This window comes from Candidatus Methylomirabilota bacterium (assembly GCA_035764725.1).
In the GTDB taxonomy this organism is placed as follows: Bacteria; Methylomirabilota; Methylomirabilia; order Rokubacteriales; family CSP1-6; genus DASRWT01.
Genome location: DASTYT010000032.1, coordinates 1 through 20,740 on the forward strand (window position 1 = coordinate 1; position 20,740 = coordinate 20,740).

The 20,740-nt window shown below is 70.5% G+C and carries 22 protein-coding genes; 9 read left to right on the forward strand and 13 right to left on the reverse strand.

What is annotated here, in order from left to right; all coding sequences use genetic code 11:
- Positions 1 to 159 precede the first annotated feature (159 nt).
- Entirely contained in the window at positions 160 to 900 is a 741-nt protein-coding gene (locus tag VFX14_04850; GenBank protein ID HEU5188999.1) for a transporter substrate-binding domain-containing protein, read from the reverse strand.
- A gap of 63 nt (positions 901 to 963) precedes the next feature.
- On the opposite strand from VFX14_04850, the gene alr reads away from it, so the two are divergent.
- From alr to VFX14_04865, 3 genes are read left to right on the forward strand one after another with little or no spacing between them, the layout of a single operon-like run.
- On the forward strand, positions 964 to 2,088 hold the full coding sequence (gene alr, locus VFX14_04855; protein HEU5189000.1) for an alanine racemase: 1,125 nt from the start codon (positions 964 to 966) through the stop codon (positions 2,086 to 2,088).
- The gene (locus VFX14_04860) at positions 2,085 to 3,122 is read left to right on the forward strand and encodes an amidohydrolase family protein (GenBank protein HEU5189001.1); all 1,038 of its coding nucleotides are present in this window, start codon (positions 2,085 to 2,087) and stop codon (positions 3,120 to 3,122) included. The genes alr and VFX14_04860 overlap by 4 nt, the downstream gene beginning before the upstream one ends.
- Positions 3,119 to 4,366, forward strand: coding sequence for an amidohydrolase family protein (locus tag VFX14_04865; protein HEU5189002.1), 1,248 nt, complete (start codon positions 3,119 to 3,121; stop codon positions 4,364 to 4,366). Before VFX14_04860 ends, VFX14_04865 begins: the two co-directional genes overlap by 4 nt.
- Before the next feature lie 15 nt (positions 4,367 to 4,381).
- On the opposite strand, the gene VFX14_04870 is transcribed toward VFX14_04865, so the two are convergent.
- The 3 genes from VFX14_04870 to VFX14_04880 are packed head-to-tail and all read right to left on the reverse strand — an operon-like array spanning position 4,382 to position 7,667.
- The gene (locus tag VFX14_04870) at positions 4,382 to 5,098 is read right to left on the reverse strand and encodes a dienelactone hydrolase family protein (GenBank protein HEU5189003.1); all 717 of its coding nucleotides are present in this window, start codon (positions 5,096 to 5,098) and stop codon (positions 4,382 to 4,384) included.
- Entirely contained in the window at positions 5,095 to 5,925 is an 831-nt protein-coding gene (locus tag VFX14_04875) for a TauD/TfdA family dioxygenase (protein ID HEU5189004.1), read from the reverse strand. The genes VFX14_04870 and VFX14_04875 overlap by 4 nt, the downstream gene beginning before the upstream one ends.
- A gap of 11 nt (positions 5,926 to 5,936) precedes the next feature.
- Positions 5,937 to 7,667: a thiamine pyrophosphate-dependent enzyme gene (locus VFX14_04880; GenBank protein ID HEU5189005.1), complete on the reverse strand. Its 1,731-nt coding sequence runs from the start codon at positions 7,665 to 7,667 to the stop codon at positions 5,937 to 5,939.
- Positions 7,668 to 7,748: 81 nt separating this feature from the next.
- Here VFX14_04880 and VFX14_04885 point away from each other — a divergent pair, with 81 nt between their 5' ends.
- From VFX14_04885 to VFX14_04895, 3 genes are read left to right on the forward strand one after another with little or no spacing between them, the layout of a single operon-like run.
- Complete coding sequence (locus tag VFX14_04885; protein ID HEU5189006.1) at positions 7,749 to 8,459, forward strand: hypothetical protein; 711 nt, start codon at positions 7,749 to 7,751, stop codon at positions 8,457 to 8,459.
- Entirely contained in the window at positions 8,456 to 10,009 is a 1,554-nt protein-coding gene (locus tag VFX14_04890) for an ABC transporter substrate-binding protein (GenBank protein ID HEU5189007.1), read from the forward strand. Before VFX14_04885 ends, VFX14_04890 begins: the two co-directional genes overlap by 4 nt.
- A gap of 8 nt (positions 10,010 to 10,017) precedes the next feature.
- Entirely contained in the window at positions 10,018 to 10,866 is an 849-nt protein-coding gene (locus VFX14_04895; protein ID HEU5189008.1) for an amidohydrolase family protein, read from the forward strand.
- Positions 10,867 to 10,887: 21 nt separating this feature from the next.
- Here VFX14_04895 and VFX14_04900 read toward each other — a convergent pair whose 3' ends face one another.
- Genes VFX14_04900 through VFX14_04915 form a run of 4 tightly spaced genes read right to left on the reverse strand, consistent with a single transcriptional unit; the run spans position 10,888 to position 13,839 of the window.
- The gene (locus tag VFX14_04900; GenBank protein HEU5189009.1) at positions 10,888 to 12,255 is read right to left on the reverse strand and encodes a cobyrinate a,c-diamide synthase; all 1,368 of its coding nucleotides are present in this window, start codon (positions 12,253 to 12,255) and stop codon (positions 10,888 to 10,890) included.
- A 12-nt stretch (positions 12,256 to 12,267) separates the two neighbouring features.
- The gene (locus VFX14_04905; protein HEU5189010.1) at positions 12,268 to 12,465 is read right to left on the reverse strand and encodes a hypothetical protein; all 198 of its coding nucleotides are present in this window, start codon (positions 12,463 to 12,465) and stop codon (positions 12,268 to 12,270) included.
- Between the two features lie 8 nt (positions 12,466 to 12,473).
- Positions 12,474 to 13,421 (reverse strand): LLM class flavin-dependent oxidoreductase, encoded by a 948-nt coding sequence (locus VFX14_04910; protein HEU5189011.1) that lies wholly within the window; start codon positions 13,419 to 13,421, stop codon positions 12,474 to 12,476.
- Between the two features lies 1 nt (position 13,422).
- Positions 13,423 to 13,839, reverse strand: coding sequence for a carboxymuconolactone decarboxylase family protein (locus VFX14_04915; GenBank protein ID HEU5189012.1), 417 nt, complete (start codon positions 13,837 to 13,839; stop codon positions 13,423 to 13,425).
- Between the two features lie 42 nt (positions 13,840 to 13,881).
- Between VFX14_04915 and VFX14_04920 the strand changes: the two genes are divergently transcribed.
- Positions 13,882 to 14,883: a hypothetical protein gene (locus VFX14_04920; GenBank protein ID HEU5189013.1), complete on the forward strand. Its 1,002-nt coding sequence runs from the start codon at positions 13,882 to 13,884 to the stop codon at positions 14,881 to 14,883.
- Positions 14,883 to 16,085, forward strand: a complete 1,203-nt coding sequence (locus VFX14_04925; protein HEU5189014.1) for an MFS transporter — start codon at positions 14,883 to 14,885, stop codon at positions 16,083 to 16,085. Before VFX14_04920 ends, VFX14_04925 begins: the two co-directional genes overlap by 1 nt.
- Here VFX14_04925 and VFX14_04930 read toward each other — a convergent pair.
- The 5 genes from VFX14_04930 to VFX14_04950 are packed head-to-tail and all read right to left on the reverse strand — an operon-like array spanning position 16,082 to position 19,572.
- On the reverse strand, positions 16,082 to 16,552 hold the full coding sequence (locus tag VFX14_04930) for a hypothetical protein (GenBank protein ID HEU5189015.1): 471 nt from the start codon (positions 16,550 to 16,552) through the stop codon (positions 16,082 to 16,084). The two genes, VFX14_04925 and VFX14_04930, sit on opposite strands and share 4 nt — an antisense overlap.
- Complete coding sequence (locus VFX14_04935) at positions 16,549 to 16,815, reverse strand: hypothetical protein (GenBank protein ID HEU5189016.1); 267 nt, start codon at positions 16,813 to 16,815, stop codon at positions 16,549 to 16,551. The genes VFX14_04930 and VFX14_04935 overlap by 4 nt, the downstream gene beginning before the upstream one ends.
- The gene (locus VFX14_04940; protein HEU5189017.1) at positions 16,791 to 18,089 is read right to left on the reverse strand and encodes a TRAP transporter large permease; all 1,299 of its coding nucleotides are present in this window, start codon (positions 18,087 to 18,089) and stop codon (positions 16,791 to 16,793) included. Before VFX14_04940 ends, VFX14_04935 begins: the two co-directional genes overlap by 25 nt.
- A complete protein-coding gene (locus tag VFX14_04945; protein HEU5189018.1) occupies positions 18,086 to 18,562 on the reverse strand; it encodes a TRAP transporter small permease in 477 nt (158 codons plus the stop codon). The genes VFX14_04940 and VFX14_04945 overlap by 4 nt, the downstream gene beginning before the upstream one ends.
- Positions 18,559 to 19,572 carry a TRAP transporter substrate-binding protein gene (locus VFX14_04950; GenBank protein ID HEU5189019.1) on the reverse strand — a complete coding sequence of 338 codons (1,014 nt, stop codon included), beginning with the start codon at positions 19,570 to 19,572 and terminating at the stop codon, positions 18,559 to 18,561. Before VFX14_04950 ends, VFX14_04945 begins: the two co-directional genes overlap by 4 nt.
- Positions 19,573 to 19,635: 63 nt before the next feature.
- Between VFX14_04950 and VFX14_04955 the strand changes: the two genes are divergently transcribed.
- Positions 19,636 to 20,721, forward strand: a complete 1,086-nt coding sequence (locus VFX14_04955) for an isocitrate/isopropylmalate family dehydrogenase (GenBank protein HEU5189020.1) — start codon at positions 19,636 to 19,638, stop codon at positions 20,719 to 20,721.
- Positions 20,722 to 20,740 lie beyond the last annotated feature (19 nt).

Genomic DNA, 20,740 nt, shown 5'->3' on the forward strand with positions numbered 1-20,740 from the left:
CACTCCGCGGAAGCCATCGAGCGGACGATGGCCGGCGTGTCCGACACCGCGCGGGCGAAGATGCTGGGGCTGAACGCGGCGCGGCTGTTCGGCTTCGAGGTGCCGGCGGCGAAGGGCCTAGGCTAGCCGCGCTAAAAAACCAGGCGGTGATGGCCCGCGTCAGCGGGCCGGGGGCGCGACGTTCACGCCCTCGGACTTGTTGCGCGTGATGGCCTCCGCCACGAAGCCCGAGGCCTTCACGTCCTCGACGAAGCCGGCGAGGAAAGCCGCGGCGGCGGTGTTCTTCTTCGCGGTGCCGACGGCCTGCTGCACGGCGGTGAACACGCCGTCGAGGATCCGCGCGCCGGGCAGCTTCTTCACATCCGACAGGAGGCGCGGCCGGAGCCCGGAGAGCGCCTCGAGCTTCTCCTTCACGAAGAGGTCGAACGACCCGTCGATGCCCTGCGTCTTCATGAGCTTGGCGTGCTTGATGTTGCGCGAGAGCCAGAGCTCGTAAGCGCTCTTGTCGGCGACCGCGATGCGCACGCCCTCGCGGTCCACCTCGGCAACTGATTGAATGGTTGATCCTGCGGGTACCAAGTAGGTCGCGGGAATCTCCAGATAGGCGGCGGTGAACGCGATCTCCGCGGCGCGCTGCGGCTCGGCGCCGAGGAAGGCCACGTCCCACACGCCGTCGCGCACGGCGTCGCCCAGCTTGCCCGCGGTGTCGAACTTCGAGAACTCGATCGGCACGCCGAGGCGCCTGGCGAGCTCGCGCGCAATATCGGGCGCGACGCCCTTCGGATCGCTCGCGGAGGAGCCGGGGGTGACGAGGAGGAAGTTACCGTGGTTCAGGCCGACCCGGAGCTTCCCGGTCGGCGTCAGCTCGGACTTGACGGCGGCGGAGGGTGTGGTCGTCATGGCCGGGACGTTAGCACGAAGGCCCGTCTTGAGAAAGTGAGGCCGCCGGTCCATAGTCCTTGCATGTTGCCGCCTCGGCCCGCCACCTTCGAGATCGACCTGGACGCCGCCGCCCACAACGTGCGGGTGGCCCGTCAGATGGTCGGTCCCGCACGGAAGATCTACGCCGTCATCAAGGCCGACGGCTACGGTCACGGCGCCGTCGAGATGGGCGAGACGTTCCTGGCTCACGGCGCCGACGCGCTCGGCGTGGCCGATCTGGGCGAGGGCATTCGGCTGCGCCGGCGCGGCGTCACCGCGCCCATCCTCGTCTACCCGAACTCGCTGCCCGAGGCCGCGCCGGACGCTCTCGCGCACGGCCTCACGCCCACCGTGGTCGATCTCGAGAGCGCGCGAGCCTACGCGGAGGCCGCGACGGGCCCCTGCGAGCTCTTCGTCAAGATCGACGTGGGGCTCGAGCGCCTCGGCGTGACGCCAGAGGGGGCGGTGAAGCTCGTCACCGCCATGCTGGAGCTGCCGAATCTGCGCCTGGGCGGCCTCTGCGCCCATCCGCACGCGCCAGGCGGCGCCGACGGCGCCTACGCGGACTGGCAGCTCGGCCGCTTCACCGCGGTCGTGGACGAGCTGGAGGCGCGCGGGATTCGCGTGCCCATCCGTCTGCTTGCCGCCTCGCCGTTCGTCCTGCGCTACCCGCAGAGTTACCTCAACGCCGTCGATCCCGGACGCATGCTCTACGGCATGACCATGAGGGACGAGGAGGCGCCGACGCCCCTGCGCCCCACCTTCCACGCGCTCAAGTCCCGCGTGATCGCCCTGAAGGAGATCACGCCGCGCGAGCGCTTCGCCGACATGGCGCCGTTCCCCGTCGCCGCGCCCCTGCGGCTCGGCGTGATCCCGATGGGCCTGGCCGACGGGCTCCTGTGGCTGCACGCCGACCGTGTGCTGGTGCGCGGGCGGCCGGCGCCCATCCTCGCCACGCCGTCGCTCGAGCACACGCGCATCGACCTCACCGCGATTCCCGACGCCGAGGTGGGCGACGAGGTCGTGATCATCGGCCGCCAGGGCGAAGCCGAGATCACGGTCGGCGAGGTCGCGCGCCGCCGCAGCATCGGCGTGCACCAGGTCGCCCCCACCATCGGGCCCCGCGTGACCCGCGTCTATCGCCCCGTCGAGAGGAGAACGACATGATCGCGTTCATGGACTGCGGCGCCGGCGGGCCGGGCGGCATCGGGAGCGGCGCGCCGGCCGTCCGCCGCCGCGACGTCGTGGTGAGCGGCAAGCGCGTGAAGACGGTGGACGTGCACGCCCACTGCGGGCTCCCCGAGGCGATGGCGTTGATGGGCCTCACGTTCACGACGGATGCCCTCCTGATGGCGACGCCAGGGGATCGCCTCCGTGCCATGGACCAGCAGGGCATCGACGTGGAAGCGCTCAGCATCAACCCCTTCTGGTACGGAGCGGATCGCGACGTGGCCGAGAAGCTGATCCGGATGCAGAACGAGTCGCTGGCCGAGGCCTGTGCGGCCCACCCGGACCGCTTCGTCGCCTTCGCCTCGGTCGCGCTCCAGCATCCGGAGCTGGCCGCCCAGCAGCTCGAGGAGGGCGTGAAGAAGTACAACCTCCGCGGCGCCGCGATCGGTGGCAGCGTGGAGGGCGCGGAGCTCTCCGACCCGCGCTTCCATCCCTTCTGGGCCAAGGCGGAAGCCCTCGACGTGCTGATCTTCATCCACCCGCAGGGCACCGCCGAGCTCGAGAAGACGACGCGGCTCGCCGGCAACGGCGTGCTCACCAACACCATCGGCAACCCGCTCGAGACCACCATCGCGCTCTCACATCTGATCTTCGAGGGCACCCTGGACCGCTTCCCCGGGCTCAAGATCTGCGCGGCGCACGGCGGGGGCTACCTGCCCTCCTACGCCGCGCGCTCCGACGCGATCATGACCACGTTCCCCCAGCGGATCACGAAGAGCCTCAAGAAGAAGCCCACGGAGTATGTGCGCCAGCTCTACTTCGACTCGATCGTGTTCACCGGCGAGGCGCTGCGCCATCTCGCCGCCGAGGCGGGCCCCGGCCAGATCGTGATGGGCACGGACTACCCCTATCCCTGGACGAGCACCTCGGTGGACCACATCCTCGGCGCGCCGGGCTTCTCGGACGCCGAGCGGGCGGCGATGCTGGGCGGCACCGCGGCGGCGCTACTGGGCATCGGAGGACAGCCATGAACCGGACGCTCTTCGCCAACACCACCATCCTCGACGGCAGCGGCGCCGCGCCCTATGCGGGCGACGTGCTGGTGGAGGGCGCGCGCATCGCCGCCGTCCAGCGCGGCGGCGGGCTCCGGGCGGACGACGCGCGCGTCATCGACGGCGCGGGCGCGACCCTCATGCCCGGGCTCATCGAGCCCCACGGGCATCTGAGCTATCCGGACGCCGCGCGGAACTCGGACTTCACGCGCCTGCCGCCCGAGGAGCACGTCCTCGTCACGATGCGGAACGCCGAGCTGGTCCTGGACTGCGGCTACACGAGCGTGCTCTCCGCCGCCTCGGCCAAGCCGCGGCTCGACGTGGTGATCCGCAACGAGATCAACGCCGGGCGTATCCCCGGGCCGCGCTATCTCGCCAATGGCCCCGAGCTCACCGTCAGCGGCGGGCTCGGCGACGAAAACGCGCTGCATCTCCCCCACAACGAGACGCCGACCTTCGCCTGGGTGGTCGACGGGCCCGACGAGGTCCGCAAGGCCTGCCGCGTGCTCGTGCGCGAGGGCGTGGACCTCCTGAAGCTGAACCTCTCGGGCGACACCGGGCCCCGCAACAGCCGCTTCGAACGATCAGTCATGACGGACGCCGAGGTCGCGGCGGCCATGGAGATCGCCCGGGCCGCGGACGTGCGCATGTGCGCGCACGCGCGCAGCGCGGAATCCGTGAAGATGTGCGTGCGCCACGATATCGACATCATCTACCACGCCACGTTCGCCGACGAGGAAGCGCTGGACCTCCTCGAGGCGCGGCGCGACCGGGTCTTCGTGGGCCCGGCGCTCGGCCTCACCTATCAGGCCTGCCACGCCGCCGGCGATTGGGGCTTCACGCCGGCGATGGCCCGCCAGATGGGCCTCGAGCGCGAGCTCGAGGTTGCCGTCGAGACCATGGGCAAGATGCGCAAGCGCGGGATCCGCGTCTTGCCCGGCGGGGACTACGGCTTCGCGTGGAATCCCCACGGGACCTACGCGCGGGATCTCCTGCTCTTCGTGGACTTCCTGGGCTTCACGCCGATGGAGACGCTGGTCGCGGCCACGAAGATGGGCGGCGAGATCATGGGGCTCGGCCACGAGCTCGGCCAGGTCAAGCCCGGCTATCTGGCCGACCTGCTCCTGGTCGACGGCGATCCGCTGACCGACATCAAGCGGCTACAGAATCGCGACGCGCTCCTCGCGATCATGAAGGACGGCAGTCTCCACAAGGCGCCGTAGCCGGCCGTTCCGCCGCTAGACCCGCCGCTGCAGGAACTCCGTCACCAGCGGCCACGCCACATCCGCGTAGTGCGGCTGGAAGCCCGCGTTGTCGGGATGCCGGAAGCCGTGGTTGGCGTCCGAGAAGTAGTGCCACTCCACCGGCTGGTTGTTGCCGCGGAGCGCCTCCCACAGGGGCGCCTGGATCGCTGGTGTCGCGATGTAGTCGAGCCCGCCCGCGAAGACCAGGGTCGCGCACTTGAGCGTGGGCGCCAGCTTGAAGGCGTGGCGCGGGCGATGCGAGGTCTCCGGCTCGTCGCGCACCGAGGGGTAGTAGAGGACGATCGCCTTCACCTGGGGATGGTCGGCGGCGAAGGGGATCAGGAGCCGCCCGCCCATGCAGTGCCCGATGCACGCGGTGCGCGCCGGGTCGGCGCCCATGCGGGTGGTGAGGTATTGCCACGCCTCGTCCATCTTGCCGAGGAACTCGTCGTCCCCGTGCTTGGCCTGGAGATCCGCCCCCATGCCGATGTGATTCGTGCCGCCGACGCCGAACATGTTGAAGAGATCGGGCACGAGCACGTTGTAGCCGAGCTGGGCGAGGCGATAGGCGTCGATCTTGTAATCGGCGGTCACGCCGTGGGCGTGGTGGACCATCAGCACGCCGGGGCGCGCGCCGGCGCCGCCCACCTTCGCCATGTAGCCGGGGATGCCGTCGGCCTCCTGCGTGAGCATACGTGCGTCGATGGTCATGTCCGCTCCTTGATCGAGACGCGCCAGTGGATCCGGTCTTCCTCGGGAGGATAGTCGCCCGCCGCCCGGTGGTAGGAGCAGCGATTGTCCCAGATCACGATGTCGCCCTGGCACCAGTGGTGGCGATATTCGCCGCCGGGCACGATCATCCGTTCCGTCAATTCGTCGATCACCGCGTCGCTCTCCGCGGCCTCGAGGCCCTCGATGCGGAGGATCTTGCCCGGGTCGAAGTACAGCGCCTTGCGTCCGGTCTCCGGGTGCGTGCGGATGATGGGGTGGAAGGCGGGCGGGAGGTGCTTGTCCTCCTCGTTCAGGAGCGCGGTGGCCTTCCTGCGGCCGCCGTAGGTGAACGCGCCCGTCTTGCCCTCGAGCCGATTCTTGAGGCGGTCTGGCAGGGCGTCGTACGCCGCGTACATGCTGGCGAAGAACGTGTCGCCCCCCCGGCTCGGCACCGCGAGGGCATAGAGCTGGGTGGCCTTGAAGGGCTCGTCGTCGTAGGCGCCGTCGGTGTGCCAGCCCTCCGCGCCCCGCCGGTAGATGGCCATGTCGAGCGCGCCGTCGGGCCCGAACTTGTTCACGCCCAGCATGGTGATCTCGGGATGGTCGGGATGCCGCGTCGACTTCGAGGGATGCGGCACCACGACCCCGAACCGGCGGCTGTAGCGCAGGAAGTCCTCGATCGCGAGCTCCTGGCCCGGGATCACCACCACGTTGGCATCGAGCCACGTGCGGTAGATGGCGGCGAAGCCAACGTCGTCCAGCGTCTTCACGTCGACGCCGTGAATCTCGGCGCCGACCTCCCGTCCCAGGCGCTTGACCTCCACCATGGCGCGGCCTCCTACATCTGCCAGGCTTCCGTCCAGGCCGAATCCGCCCCGACGCCCTCCTGCTGCACCTTCACGTCGAGGAGATACGGGCGGTTCTCCTTCGTGGTCTTCTCCACCCCGCGGCGCAGCGCGGGCTCCAGCTCCTTCACCGTGGTCACGCGCTCGCCGTCCACGCCCTGCGCGCGCGCCAGCGCCACGTAGTCGGTGGCGGGGCCGCTGAGCTGGAGGCCCGGGTACTTCCCCTCGCGCACCATCTTGGTGTCCGGCATCTGACGCGCCCAGTTGTGGCGCACGATCTGATACGTGTCGTTGTTCGTCACCACGGTGAGCACGGCGGTGTTGTAGCGCGCCATCGTCCAGAACCCCGCCGCGCTGTAGGTCAGCGCGCCGTCGCCCAGGTGCAGGGTCACCGGCCGTTCGCGGCCCGCCGCGATCTTGGCGCCGATGGCCGCGCCAACCCCGAAGCCTAGCGAGCCGCCGCCGCTGCGGGTCCACCACATCCCGCCGTGGCCCAGGGGCAAGAGCGTGGCGCGGGCGGTGCTGCTCTCCTGCACCATCGCGGTCTCGCGCGGGAGGATCTCGGCGAGATGCGCCTCCAGCACCGCCGGGTGCACGATCGCGTCGTGCTCGTGCTCGCGCACGAGGTCCTCTTCCTTCCTGATGAGGCTCGCGGCGTACCCGCGCACCTTCTCGCGCTGGCGCTTCCAGGCCGCGGCGGCGGCGGGATGCACGCGCGGCAGCGCCTCGGCGAGCGCCCGGAGGGTCCCGCGCAGCTCGCACTGCACCGCCACGTCCAGTGGATAGTGGCGGCCCATGAGCAGCGGGTTGGGCCCGATCTGCATCACGCTCGGCTCGCCCACCGGGCCGTGCACGCCCTGGCAGCCGACGAGGAAGATCAGGTCGGGCGTGAGCCCCGCCACCTTCTTGAAGTCGGCCGACACCGGGTAGCCCCCGCAGAAGAGTGCGTGGCGCGAGGGGAAGTTCGGGAAGATCTGGCGGCTCGCGAACACCGGCGCCTCCAGCAGCTCGGCCAGCGCGATGGCCTCGGCCTGCGCGCCCTGGCGCGTCACGTCGTCGCCGAACATGAGCACCGGACACTTCGCCGCGCCGAGCCGCCGCGCGATCGCTTCCACACTCTCCATGCGCGCGGGCGCCACGCCCTCGATGCGATACGCCGCCTCCTCGCCGATCTGGGCCTCGAGCCCTTCCTGGTTGAGCAGGGCCGCGCTGATCGAGAGATAGACCGGGCCGGTGGGGTAGGTCGTGGCCTCGCGCAGCGCGCGCGTGGTGGCCACGGTGATGGCGGCGGGATCGACGCCGACCTGATAGGCGCAGCGCGCCTCCTTCATCAGCGGGCGCATCGACTCCGCCTGGCTCAGCCCCGGGAACGGCGCCAGCCCGCGATAGTCCTGCTGCTCCGACATCCAGTCTCCCGCAACGACCAGCAAGGAAGAGCCCGCGACCTGGGCGTTGAAGAGCTGGCCCGCGAGCTGATACGAGCCGCCCATGACGTGGGCGATCGCGACGCCCACCTTGCCGCTCAGCCGGTGATAGCCGTCGGCCATGGCGGCGACCAGCCCCTCGTGCTTGGCGACGACCAAACGGGGTTCCTCGGTCTCGGCGAGGGCGGCGAAGATGCCGGTCTCCGCCGAACCCGGATTGGTGAACAGGTACTCGACGCCCGCGTCCTTGAGGGTCTGGATGAGGAGCATGCCGCCGGTGCCGGTGATGGTTTTTCGCATAGCGGCAATCCTACCCTTCCCGGGACCCGTCTGCCACGGCCTTGACCGTCCCCCGGGGCGGGACTACCTTTGGCAGCGCCCATGCCGACCCGGATCCTCACCGTCGGCTTCATCGCCTGCGCCTTCCTGGCCGCTGCCATGCCCGCCCTCGCCGCCCCCGCCGTCACGCCTGCCCTCTTCGACTTCGTCACGTTCGACGGCATCGACTACATCCGCTGGGACGACGAGCCCGGCCGCCCCCTCGGCCCGGCGGATCTCGGCGCCGAGTTCGCCACCGTCGCATGCTCGTTCGGCGAGGACCTGCGCGGATGCCCCTACGGCATGGACGCGGGCGCGGCCTTCATGCCCGCGGGCACGCGCATGTACGCGGTGCGCGGCTACGCGACGGAGTTCCGTCTCGCTGCGGTGTGGAAGCAGCACATCTTCCTCTACCAGGCCTGGCGCAACCCGCGCGCCAAGGTTGGCGCCGACCTCTTCGACCTCGCCGGCAAGGTGCGCGCGGTCGAGGTGGACGTGGAGGAGGCCGACGCCGGCGACGAGGCGCCGCGAGACGTCACGATCACGGTGCCCGCCGCCGTCGAGGAGATCGTGCGCATGGTCCTCGAGGCGCGCGTGCAGCGCCCGCTCGGCCACACCGCCCGTGAGACGCGGTACTGGCTCACGTTCTGGCTCGTCGACGGCACCACGCTCGGACGCCCCTACTACCCCGAGTCGGGCGAGATGATGGGCGGCGTCGTCTTCGGACCCGAGCTCACCCAGCTGCTCGAGCGCCATCTCAAGGAGAGGCCATGAGACCCCCCGCCCGGATCGCGATCGCCTCTCTGGCCGCTCTCCTCCTCGTCGCCCTCGCCGGGCCGGTCGCCGCCGCGCCCGAGGGCACCATGGTCTGGGGGCTTCACGTCACCCTGGCCTCGCGCTGGCTGGATCCCATCGACACCGAGGCCTTCATCAATCAGTTCATGGTCCTCTATGCGCTCCATGACGCGCTCGTGAAGCCCATGCCGCCGGGCGACAACACGCCGAGCCTCGCCGAGTCGTGGACCATGTCGAAGGACGGCCTGACCTACGACTTCGTGATCCGCAAGAACGCCCGGTTCCACAACGGCGACCCCGTGACCGCCGAGGACGCCAAGTTCTCGTTCGAGCGCTATCGCGGCGCCGCCGCCAAGCTCTTGAAGGAGCGCGTGCGCGAGGTGCAGGTGGTGGACGCGCAGCGCGTGCGCTTCATCTTGAAGGAGCCCTGGCCCGACTTCATGACCTTCTACGGCACCTCGGCCACCGGCGCGGCGTGGATCGTGCCGAAGAAGTACGTGGAGAAGGTGGGCGAGGACGGCTTCATCAAGGCGCCCATCGGCGCGGGGCCGTATCGCTTCGTGAGCTTCCAGCCGGGCATCTCGCTGGTGATGGAGGCGTTCGAGGGCTACTGGAGAAAGGTCCCGTCGGTGAAGCGACTGGTCTTCCGCAGCATGCCCGACGAGACCACGCGCGCCGCCGCCCTTCGTGCGGGCGACGTGGACATCGTCTATCTTTTGAGCGGGCCCACCGCGGAGGACGTGAAGAAGGCGCCGGGCCTGCGCCTGGCCGCCGCGCGCCCGCCCGGTGTGGTGTTCCTCGATCTTCCCGAGCAGTGGGAGCCGAAGTCGCCGTGGGCCGATCGCCGGGTGCGGCTGGCCGCCAGCCACGCCCTCGACCGCACGGGTCTCAACAACGCTGAGACCCTGGGCATGTCGCGCACCACCGGCGGGCTCGTCCCCCGCACGCTCGACTTCGCCAAGGTGTACGAGCCGCCCGCCTACGACCCCGCGCTGGCCAAGCGCCTTCTCGCGGAGGCCGGCTTCCCCAACGGCTTCGACGCCGGGGAGCTCACCCCGTTTCCCCCGTTCTTCTCGCTGGCGGAGGGCATCGGCAACTACCTCCAGACCGTCGGCATCCGCACGCGCCTCCGCACCATGGAGCGCGCGGCCTTCCTCACCGCATGGCGCGAGAAGAAGCTCCGGGGCGTCATCATGGGCCTGGGCGCGCCCGCCGGCAATGCCGCCACGCGCATCGAGGTATACGTCAGCAAGAGCGGCATCTACTCGAACGGCGTGGTGCCGGAGATCGAGGACCTCTTCGCGCGACAGGCGCGCGAGCTCGACCGGAGCAAGCGCGAGGCGATGCTGGGGCAGATCCAGCAGATCATGCACGACCGCGTGATGCACGTGCCCATCTACGAGCTGGCCTTCCTCTGGGGGGTGGGCCCGCGCGTGGAGGAGGCGTGCGTGGACCACATCAAGGGCTTCTCCTACTCCGCGCCGTACGAGGACCTCAAGCTCAAGGCGGGCGCGAAGAGCCGGGATTAGAAAGGACCATGACCATGCGCATCGTCGACTCGCAGGTGCATCTCTGGGCGGCGGAGTCCCCCACCCGGCCGTGGCCGCCCGGCCGCGCCAAGGAAGCCCAGAAGCCGTATCAGATCGTCAAGGAGACGCTGTTGTTCCAGATGGACCTGGCGGGTGTGAACCGCATGGTGCTGGTGCCGCCCTCCTGGGAGGGCGATCGGAACGACATGGCCCTCGAGGCCGCGCGGGCCTATCCCGACCGCTTCGCGGTGATGGGGCGGCTCGACCTCGGCGAGCCGAAGAGCCAGGACCTCGTGGCCGGCTGGCGCCGGCAGGCCGGCATGCTCGGCATGCGCTTCACCTTCCACAACGAGCACTACCGCCACTTCCTCACCGAGGGCACGGCGGACTGGCTCTGGCCGGCGGCGGAGAAGGCGGGCGTCCCGCTGATGGTGCTGGTGCCAGGCCTGCTCGATCACCTCGACCGCATCGCGGGCAAGCATCCCGGCCTCAGGCTCGTGATCGATCACGTGGGGATCGCGGTGCGCGGCAAAGCGCCCCAAGTGTTCGAGGAGCTGCCGAAGGTGCTGGCCTTGGCCAAGCATCCGAACGTCTCGGTGAAGGCCTCGGGCATGCCGTCGCTCTCCGCCCAGCCCTACCCCTTCCCCGATCTCCACGACGCCATTCACCGCATGGTCGACGCGTTCGGCCCGCGACGGGTCTTCTGGGGCACGGATCTCACGCGCATGCCCTGCACCTACTACGAGTGCATCACGCTCTTCACCCAGCATCTGCCTTGGCTCAAGGGCGAGGACCTCGAATGGGTGATGGGGCGCGGCGTCTGCGAGTGGCTGGGCTGGCCGCTGCCGCGGCAGTAGTCGGCTTCGTGACGCAGGAGTTCATGGCTTGACCCGTCGGGCGCACGCGCGGACGAGCCCGGCGGCGAGCTCGGGGTTCGACCCGAAGTGCAGGTGAACGTAGCTCAGCAGGGCGTTCCCGATCCGATAGCCCTCGACCCCTTCATCGCCGCCGCGCCGGCGCAGACGATAGACCCGCTCCACCGAGGGCGGCACCGGATCGAGGGTCGAGAAGTGGAACTCGTGGCCGCGGGCGAGCGTTCCTGCCGCGCCGAGCGGGGAGTCGGCCTGGAGCGTCACCTCCGTGTAGCTCAGCGTCATTCGGCGCGGCCGCATGCGCACCGTGGCAGGCAGCAGCCCCACCATGGGAAACGGGTCGCCGGCGAGATCCTCGAGGGCCTCCGCCAGATACATGAGCCCACCGCACTCCGCGTACACCGCTCCTCCCCCCTCCGCGAAGTCCCGCACCGCCCTCCGCATCGCGGCGTTCGCGCCGAGCGCCTGGCCGTGCAGCTCTGGGTAGCCACCGCCCAGATAGAGCCCGTCCACCGGCGGCAGCGCGCGATCGGTGAGCGGGCTCCAGTAGACGAGGTCGGCGCCGGCCGCCCGGAGGAGGGCCAGGTTCTCTCGGTAGTAGAAGCAGAAGGCGTCGTCGTGGGCGACCCCGAGCCGAACGCGGCGGACCGCGGGGATTGGGGAGCTACGGACATCAATGGTCCTTGGCGCCGGGACGGCGAGGGCCAGGAGCGCATCGAGGTCCACCGCCCTCTCGGTGACCGCGGCCAGTTGGGCTCGCTTGGCCTCCGTAAAGCCGCCCTCTCCGGCGGTCACGAGACCCAGGTGGCGCTCGGAAAGCGCGATCTGCGCATCGTGGGGAAGGGCGCCGACAACCGGCGCGGTACAGCGCATCGCGACGGCTTCCCGGATGCCACGCGCATGCCGGTCTCCCGCGACTTTGTTGACGATCACCGCCGCCAGCTTCGTCGCGGGATCGAATTGCTCGAATCCCAGCACCACGGCCGCCGCGCTGCGGGCCTGGGCCTGGGCGTCCACGACGAGAACGACGGGGGCCTCCAGCCACTTCGCGATCTGCGCGGTCGAGCCCTCGTCGCTCGTCGCCTCGACGCCGTCGAAGCAGCCCATCACGCCCTCGACAATCGCGAGGTCCGCCCCCTCGGCGTGCCGCGCGACCGTGGCCAGGACGTGATCGCGCCCGCACATCCAGCCGTCGAGGTTGTACGAAGGGCGCCCGGTAGCGATCTCGTGAAAGCCGGGATCGATGAAGTCCGGACCGATCTTGAATCCCTGCACCGCCAACCCGCGCCGGCGGAATGCTTCCATCAGTCCGAGGGTGACGGTGGTCTTGCCGACTCCGCTTGCCACCCCGACGACGACGATGAGGCGAGACACGCTCACGCTCTACTACGCGTCAGACTCGGAGCCGTCGTGCTGCCGGGCCGCCTTGTGTCCTTCGCAGCGGAGGACGGGGAGTCGCGGGTACTTCGGGAAGCGCGGGTCATGCTCGGCGAGCGCGCAGCGCGTGAACACGGAGCCGCGCGCGGACTCGACGTGGCGCGCGTGCACGCACGTCGCGCAGAGTCCCGCCGCGGGTGCCGCCACGGCGCCGCTCAGCGGCGGGTGAGCCGCGGCAGGAGCTTCTTCGCCGTCTCGTCCACCTGGGCGAGCTGATCGCCGCCCGCGAAGCGCAGGCAGAGGTGCCGGGCGCCCGCGTCGATCCAGCGCTGCAGCCACTCGGCGCAGCCCTCGAGCGGACCCGCGTAGGTGGCCTGGCGCGCCATGATCACCTTCGCGGTCGTCCCGTAGTAGGTCTCCAGGAACTCGTGGAGACGTCGCTCCGCGGCGGCGCGGTCGGGATCGAGCGCGAGCGTCACGTAGGCGGCGCCCGTGACGGCGTCGGCCGGCCGCCCCGCCGCCTTCGCGGCGGCCAGCACGCCGGGGAGCTTTGCGGCGAAGTCCTCCACGCTGGGCCCGGTCGGGAACCAGGCGTCGAAGCGCGCCGCCTCGCGAAGCGCGGTCGGGCCGCTGCCTCCGATCCAGATGGGCGGGCCGCCGGGACGGTGTGGCTTCGGCTCGACGGTGATGCCGTCGAGGGTGAAGTGCTTGCCGCTGAACGAGACATTGTCGCCCCTCCAGAGCGCGCGGCAGATCTCCAGCGTCTCGAGGAAGCGGCCCACGCGCCGCTCGAACGGCACGCCCACCGAGGCGAACTCCTTCCGGATGGGCGGGGCATCGGTGGCGATACCCACGCCGAGGATCAGCCGTCCCTCGGCGGCGCGGTCGAGAGTGCCGACGATGTGCGCCAGGACCACGGGCGGGCGCAGCGCGGGAAGCAACACGCCAGTGCCCAAGCGCACGCGCTTCGTGCGGCCGGCGATCGCCGCCATCAGCGTGAGGGGCTCGTGGCGGGGCCGCGCCGTGATGGAGTCGCCGATCCACACCGAGTCGAACCCCGCCGCCTCCGCGCGATCAGCCATGGCGAGGAGCGGCCCCGTTTCGGGCCGCCCCGACATGATGGCCTCGCGGGTGGGGATGAGCACGCCGAATTCCGTCGCCATCTCAGTCCTTGACCTCCATCAGCGCGCTGAGGCCGCGGTGGAACGTGGGCGCCCCGCCGGGGACCAGGCAGGTCTCGAGCACCTCGAACAGCTCCTCGCGGGTGGCGCCGAGGCGAATGGCACGCTTCATGTGGGCGACCAGGCCGGCGCGCTCGGCGCCGCGGAAGGCGAGCACCGCGATCGCGACGAACTCGCGCACCTTGGCGGAGACGTGGCGCCCCTCGCCCAGGCTCAGCTCGTAGATGCGATTGTAGGTCTCCACGAAGTCCGGATCCTGGCGCGCCGCGAACTCCCACTCGGGGTAGATGTAGCCGCGCGCCTGCGTCATGCGCGCGATCAGCGCGTCGGCGCGCGCATTTCGGTCCTTCGGGTTGCCGTTGCTGGTGCCGCCCTTGCGTCGAGTCGCGGCCTTGGCCATGATCCTCCCTTTCCCTCGCGATGGCGTGTTAGCGTGCATGGCGTGTCCGAACGTCCCCGGCGTCCGAAGGCTACCACGGCGGGCGCCGTCATCGCGCGGTTGGCCCTCGTCGCGGCGCTGCTCGGACTCGCGGGCTGCGGCACGCTCGCGGTGTGGCTCGCGCCGGACAAGCCCGCGAGCGCCGAGCGCCGGCCGCAGGCCGCGCGCGCCGACGAGGTCTTCTGGCGTGTCCTCCACTCCGGCGCCTACGACCGCATCCCCGAAGCTCTGACCGCGCTGAAGGCCGCCTACGTGGCGGATCCGGGCGACGCGGTCACCGCCGCCCATATCGGGTGGCTGCACATCTGGCGCCTCTCCGAGCGCACACGGCTGCCGCACGCGGGTGGGCCCGACATCACCGACCACGCCCCGCTCGCCCGGAAGTACTTCGAGGAGGCGGTGCGGCTCGCTCCCGGCGAGGCGCGCTATCTGGGCTTCTACGCCGCCGCCCTGATGGCCGAGGGCTCCGTCCACAACGATCACCGGCTCATCCGGAAGGGCTACTTCACCCTGAAGGATGCGATCGCGGCATGGCCGGAGTTCAACGCGTTCACCGCGGGCTACATCGCAGGGCTCCAGCCGCACGACTCCTCGCGCTTCCGGGACGGGCTCGCCCTGCTGTGGGAGAACATGGACGCGTGCGTGGGCGAGCGGGCCGACCGCGCCCACCCGGACTACGCTCGTTACATGCGCCTCGAGACCCGGGAGGGTCCCAAGCGCGTGTGCTGGAACTCGTGGATTGCGCCCCACAACTTCGAGGGCTTCTTCCTCCACTTCGGGGACATGCTCGTGAAGGCCGGCGAACCCACGCGGGCCGTGACCATGTACCAGAACGCGCGGCTCAGCGCCGATTTCGCGAGGTGGCCGTACCGCGACGCGCTCGAGCGCCGCATCGCGGACGCCGCCGCGAACGTGGAGGCCTTCCGCAGCGCCGATCCGCCCGCAAGCGGGGCCACCATGATGGTGCGCTCCCGCTACGCCTGCATGGGCTGTCACCAGCAGTAGTGCGCGCCCTCCTCCGGCTGCACGACTTCCGCTGGTTGGCCGCCAACATGGCGTGCGCCTCCGTGGGCATGATGGGCGAGGTCGTGGTGCTCGGCTGGCTCGCCCTCGAGCTGACCGACTCGCCGTTCCTCGTCGGCCTCGCCATGGGCGCGCGGGCGCTGCCGCTCTTCTTCGTGGGCGTGCCCGCGGGCGTGCTCGCCGACCGGTGGCCGCGCCATCGTCTGCTGATGCTCACCGCCCTGGGCCAAGCCGTCGTGACGGCGGTCACCGGTGTGGTGATCCTGAACGGGGGCGTGCGCCTCCCGCAGCTCCTCGCGCTCACGCTCGCCTCCGGCACCCTGCGCGGCGTGGAGCACGCCACCCGCCAGAGCTACGCCCATGACGTGGTCGGCGGCGCGGGGTTGCTACGGGGGCTCGCCGTGCTCGGGCTTGCCATGCGCGGGGGCTGGCTCGTGGGCTCGCTCGGCGCGGGCGCCGTGATCGCGGGGCTCGGCTCGGGCCCGGCGTATCTGGCGGTGGCCGTGACCTACCTCGCGAGCGCGCTCGCGCTCTTGCCGGTGTCGGCGCCCGCGCGGGCCGCCGCGCCGTCCCCCGCGTCGATGTGGCGGAACATGATGGACTTCGCGGGCCTCCTGCGCCGCGACACGATGCTGCTGGCGCTCATGGCGCTCACCGCCGGCGCGGAGGTGCTGGGCTTCTCCCACCAGACGCTGCTTCCGAGCCTGGCGCGGGACGTGCTGAAGACAGGCCCCGAGGGCCTGGGCGTCCTGAACGCCGCGCGCTCGGTCGGCGGCATCGTCGGCCTCCTGGCGACCATGCACGGCGCGACGGCTATGGGGGGCGGCGGGCTCTTCCTCGCGGTGATCGCCGGCTTCGGCCTGAGCCTGATCGGGCTGGGCGCCGCCCCGTACGTCGTGGGCTTCGCCGGCGTCGTGGTCGTGCTGATCGCCGCCAACGCGCTGGGCGCCCTCACCGATCTCCTCGCCCAGAGCCTGCTGCAGCTCAGCTCGCCGCCCGAGCTGCGCGGGCGCGCGGGCGGCGCCTGGGTCGTGGCCATCGGGCTCGCGCCGCTCGGCCAGCTGCAGATCGGCGCGCTCGCCTCGCTGCTGGGGGTGAGCGTGGCACTGGCGGCGAGCGGCCTGGCCCTGGTCGGGCTCGCCGGGGTGACGCTGCGAGCGTTCCCGCGGCTCAGAGGCCTCTAGCCCGCCAGCAGTCGCCGCTCGTAGAGCGCGGCCAGGATCTCGTCCGCGGTGGCCGACGCCCAGATGGGAAAGAAGGGCCCGTCTTGAAGCGCGCGCCAGTCGCGCATGAAGCGTGCCCAGGTCTCGTCGCGGGTCTCGCCCGGCTTCGGCGCTTGCATGGCGTTGACGAGGGCGTCGCGGTGCTTGATGTAGAGGGCGGGACGCTCGATGTGGCGGTGGAGCTCCACGAAGTCGCGCGTGTACACGACCGCGACGGGAATGGACTGGTAGGTCTGGCCGTCCCGCTCGTAGAGGAAGGCGTTTATCAGGTCGGCGTTGGGCGACTCCGCGGGATCCGCCCGCGGGCCGGTGGCGAATCTCGAGCCGTCGCGGTTGAAGATCCGGAGCTCGAGGCCACCCGCCTCAGCCAGCCGCGCGAGGATGCAGACGTCGCGGCGGCAATCCGACGACCACTCCTCGGAGATCACGGGATCTTGGCGGGCCCGCCGGGCTGGGCGGCGAGCCAGCGGATGGCCTCGGCCTGCGCGGGAGCGAGGCGCAGGCGCTCGTAAAGGGCCCGGATGCCGGCGCTCAGATCCTTGCGCTCCCGCCCCAGCCACCAGCCCGACTCGCGAGCGAGATTCTCCGGCATCCCGATGTAGTCGAGGTACTGCGGGAACGTCATGCCGGCGGCGAAGCGGGCCGGCGTGACGAGCGCGGCAGGGCCTACCGCATGAAGCTCGGGAGCCACAGCGAGATGATGGGGAACGCGACCAGGATCGCCAGGCGGATCACGTCAGCCCACATGAAGGGCATGACGCCGCGGAACACGGTACCCGTGGACACGTGGGGCAGGAGCGTCTTCAGCACGAACATGTTCATGCCCACCGGGGGGCTGATCAGCCCGATCTCCACCACACAGACGATGATAATGCCGAACCAGACCGGATCGAACCCCAGGTGCACGATGACGGGAAAGAACACCGGCATCGTGAGGAGGATCATGGACAGCTCCTCCATGGCCGTGCCCAGGATCACGTAGATGGCGCAGATCGCCGCCACCACCGCCACGGGATGCACCGCGAAGCGCGACACGAACGCCTTGAGGTCGGCGGGCATCGTGGTGATGTTGATGAACTCCGCGAACATGAGCGCGCCGATCAGGATCAGGAACAGCATGGCGGTGGTGCGCGCGCTCTCGAGCAGCGCGTCGTAGAGCGTCCGCCACGTGAGCGCCCGGCGCCATAGCGCGAACAGGAGGGCTCCCGTGGCGCCCATGCCCGCCCCCTCGGTGGCGGTGAAGAAGCCCACGTAGATTCCGCCCATCACGAACAGGAACAACGCGGCCACCGCCCACACGTCCTTCAAGGCGGCCCATCGCTCGCGCCAGCTCGACCGCTCGCCCGGCGGGCCCCAGGTGGGGTGCCGCCACGTCGTGTAGACGATCGCCCCGCAGAGGAGGAAGGCGCCGAGAATGCCGGGCAGGATGCCGGCCATGAAGAGCTTGCCGATGTTGGTCTCCGTGAACACGCCGTAGATGACCATGATCGTGGACGGCGGGATCATGATCCCGAGGGTGCCCGCCCCCGCCACCGTTCCCGCCGCGAGCGTGTCCGAGTAGCCGAACCGCTTCATGGACGGATACGCGACCTTGGCCATGGTGGCCGCGGTGGCGATGGACGAGCCGCAGATGCCGCCGAAGCCCGCGGAAGCCCACACCGTGGCCATCGCGAGCCCGCCGCGAAGATGCCCGATGAAGGCGTAGGCCGCGCGGAAGAGCTCCTGCGACATGCCCGCCCGGGTGACGAAGTTCCCCATGAGGATGAAGAGGGGCACCACCGAGAGCGTGTAATTGCGCCCGGTCTCGTACACCTTGGTCTGGGTCATCGCGAAGGCGACCGTCCAGTTCCAGTCGCGGATGTAGGCGTAGCCGATCACGCCCACGATCCCCATCGCGTAGGAGATGGGCACGCGCAGGAAGGCGAGCAGCATCATCGCGAAGAGCCCGACCAGCCCCTCGATCATGCCGGGCGCGCCAGCGCGCGATAGAGGTGGATCAGCGCGGCCAGACCGATCATCACCGCCATGAAGTAGACGAAGGGGCCGTAGACGATGCGCAGGACGTCCGTCGCGTCGCGGTAGCCCCAGATCCGGTCCGCCTTCAGCCACACGAGCCAGGTCAGGAGGCCAAGCGTCGCCGCGGAGACCAGCTCGACGGCCCGCACCAGGCCGCGCTGGAGTGGCGCGGGCAGAAGCCGGTCGATGAAGTCCATCAGCGCATGCTCGTTCGCGTAGGAGACGAGGGGCAGCCCCGCGAAGATCAGCACGAGCAGCATCAGCTCGGTGACCTCGAAGGCGCCCCGCAGGGGACGGCTGAACACGTAGCGCGCCACCACGTCCACGAACGTGAGCGCGGTCATGGACAGGAGGATGGCGGAGGCGGCGACGCCGAGGAGCCCCTCGGCACGCCGCTCCCAGCCGCGGGCGGGAGGGTTCACTGCCCGGCGGCGACCTTCTTCAGCTCGGCGCGGAACTCCGCGAGGATCTTGGCCGCCTCCACCCCCTTGGCGCTGGCCTTGGTGATCCAGTCGTCGATGATGGGCGCGGAGCGCTTCTGGACCTCGGCCACGAAGGCGGGATTCGCCTGGACGATCTTCACGCCCGACTTCTGCAGCGCCTCCAGGCCCTTCTTGTCGGCGTCGTCCCAGGACTGGCCGGCCAGGCGCGCGAGATGCTCGCCCGACACCTTCAGGATGGCGTCCTGATCCGCCTTGGGCAGCTTGTTCCACTTGTCCTCGTTCATGAAGAAGCCGAACGCGGAGCTGTACATGCCGCCGGGGAAGAGCGTGGCCTGCTCGAGCACGGTGTCGAGCTTGAACGACACGATGGACTCCATGGGGAAGAACACGCCGTCGGCCACGCCGCCCTTGAGCAATTCGTAGGACTCGGGCGCGGGCTTCACGAACGCGGACGTGCCGAGGGCCTTGGCCACCGCCTCCGCCACGCCACCCCCGGTGCGGATCTTGAGGCCCTGTAGATCCGCGATGCCGCTCACCGGCTTCCGCGTGAACATCTGGCCCGGCCCGTGGGTGAATACGCCGAGCAGCTTCACGCCCTTGTACTCGCCCACCTTGTCGAAGTGCTTCCAGTGGATGCGGGAGTACGCGACGGAGTTGACCAGGGCCGTGTCGCCGGCGCCGGGCAGCTCGGCCATCAGCGGCAGGATGTGGCGCGCCGGCGTGTAGCTGGCGGTCACGTAGGACACGTCGACCAGGCCGTCCCGCACGGCGTCGAAGGTGCCGGGCGGCGCGGACGGATGCTTGGGCAGCATGGTGAGCTTCACGCGCCCCTGCGTGGCCTTCTCCACCTCGTTGGCCCAGCCCTGCAGGACCACGGCGGTGAGGTGATGCTGCGGAGATACCCACGAAGACATGGTGAGCGTGGTCTGGGCGGCGGCGGGCGCCGCGAGCGACCCGCACGCGACGAGCGCGAGCACGAAATAACGCATGATGGACAGCCTCCAGTCGAGAGCGGTGGGATGGAGAGCCGGGCGGTAGTGTAACATTCGGCCATGAAAACCGTCGTCGCGCTCCCCGGAGAAGGTATCGGCATCGAGGTCGTGGACGCCGCCTGCGAGCTCATGACCGCGGCCGGCATGCCCGTGAAGATCCTCACCCCGCCGCAGCGGGACGCGACTCCCGTCCCCAGCCCCGCCGGCGGCCACGCGCTGCCGGAGTCGACGCGGCGCGCCGCGCGCGAGGCCGACGCGGTGCTGTTCGGCGCGGCCGGCCCATCCACGTCCGGGGTGGTGGCGTGGCTCCGCTGGGAGATGGAGGCGTGGGGTGGCGTCCGGCCGGCGAAGTTCTACCCGGGCATGCGCTCTCCGCTCGCCGATCCCGAGGGCATCGATCTCATCGTGATCCGCGAGAACTCCGAGGGCATCTATCCCGGGCGCGAGGGCGATCTCGCCGAGCTCAAGCGCGCGATGCCCGGGTCGCGCGACCGCCTCGGCCGCGGCCTCGACGGCTACGGCGAGGGCCGCTACGCGGTGAAGGTGGTGACGCGGAAGGGCGCGGAGCGCATCGCGCGCTTCGCCTGCGAGGTGGCGCGCAAGCGCAAGGCCCGCGGCGGCCGCGGCGTGGTGGGCTGCGCCACCAAGTCCAATGTCCTGCGCCAGTCCGACGCCCTCTTCCACCACACCGTGGAGGAGATCGTGGCGGGCTGCCCCGACCTCCGCTTCGAGCACTTCCACGTGGACGACGCCGCCCGTCGGCTCATCCGCTTCCCCAAGGCGATGGACGTGCTCGTGTGCATGAACCAGTACGGCGACATCCTCTCCGACGTCGCCGGCGAGGTGGCGGGCGGGCTCGGAGTAGCGCCCTCGGCCAATCACGGCGACAACGGCTGGGCATACTTCGAGTCGGTGCACGGCTCCGCCCCCGACATCGCGGGACGCGGCATCGCCAATCCCACCGCCACCCTGCTCTCCTGCGTGCTGCTGCTCGATCACCTGGGACTCGAGACGGAATCACGGCGGCTCGAGGCCGCGGTGGCGCGCGTTTACCGGGACGGCCGCGCCCTCACGCCCGACCAGGGTGGGAGCGCCACCACGAAGGTGATGTCGGCCGCAGTGCTCGACGCCTACCGCAGTCAGTAGCGGCACGAGACGCCGCGCC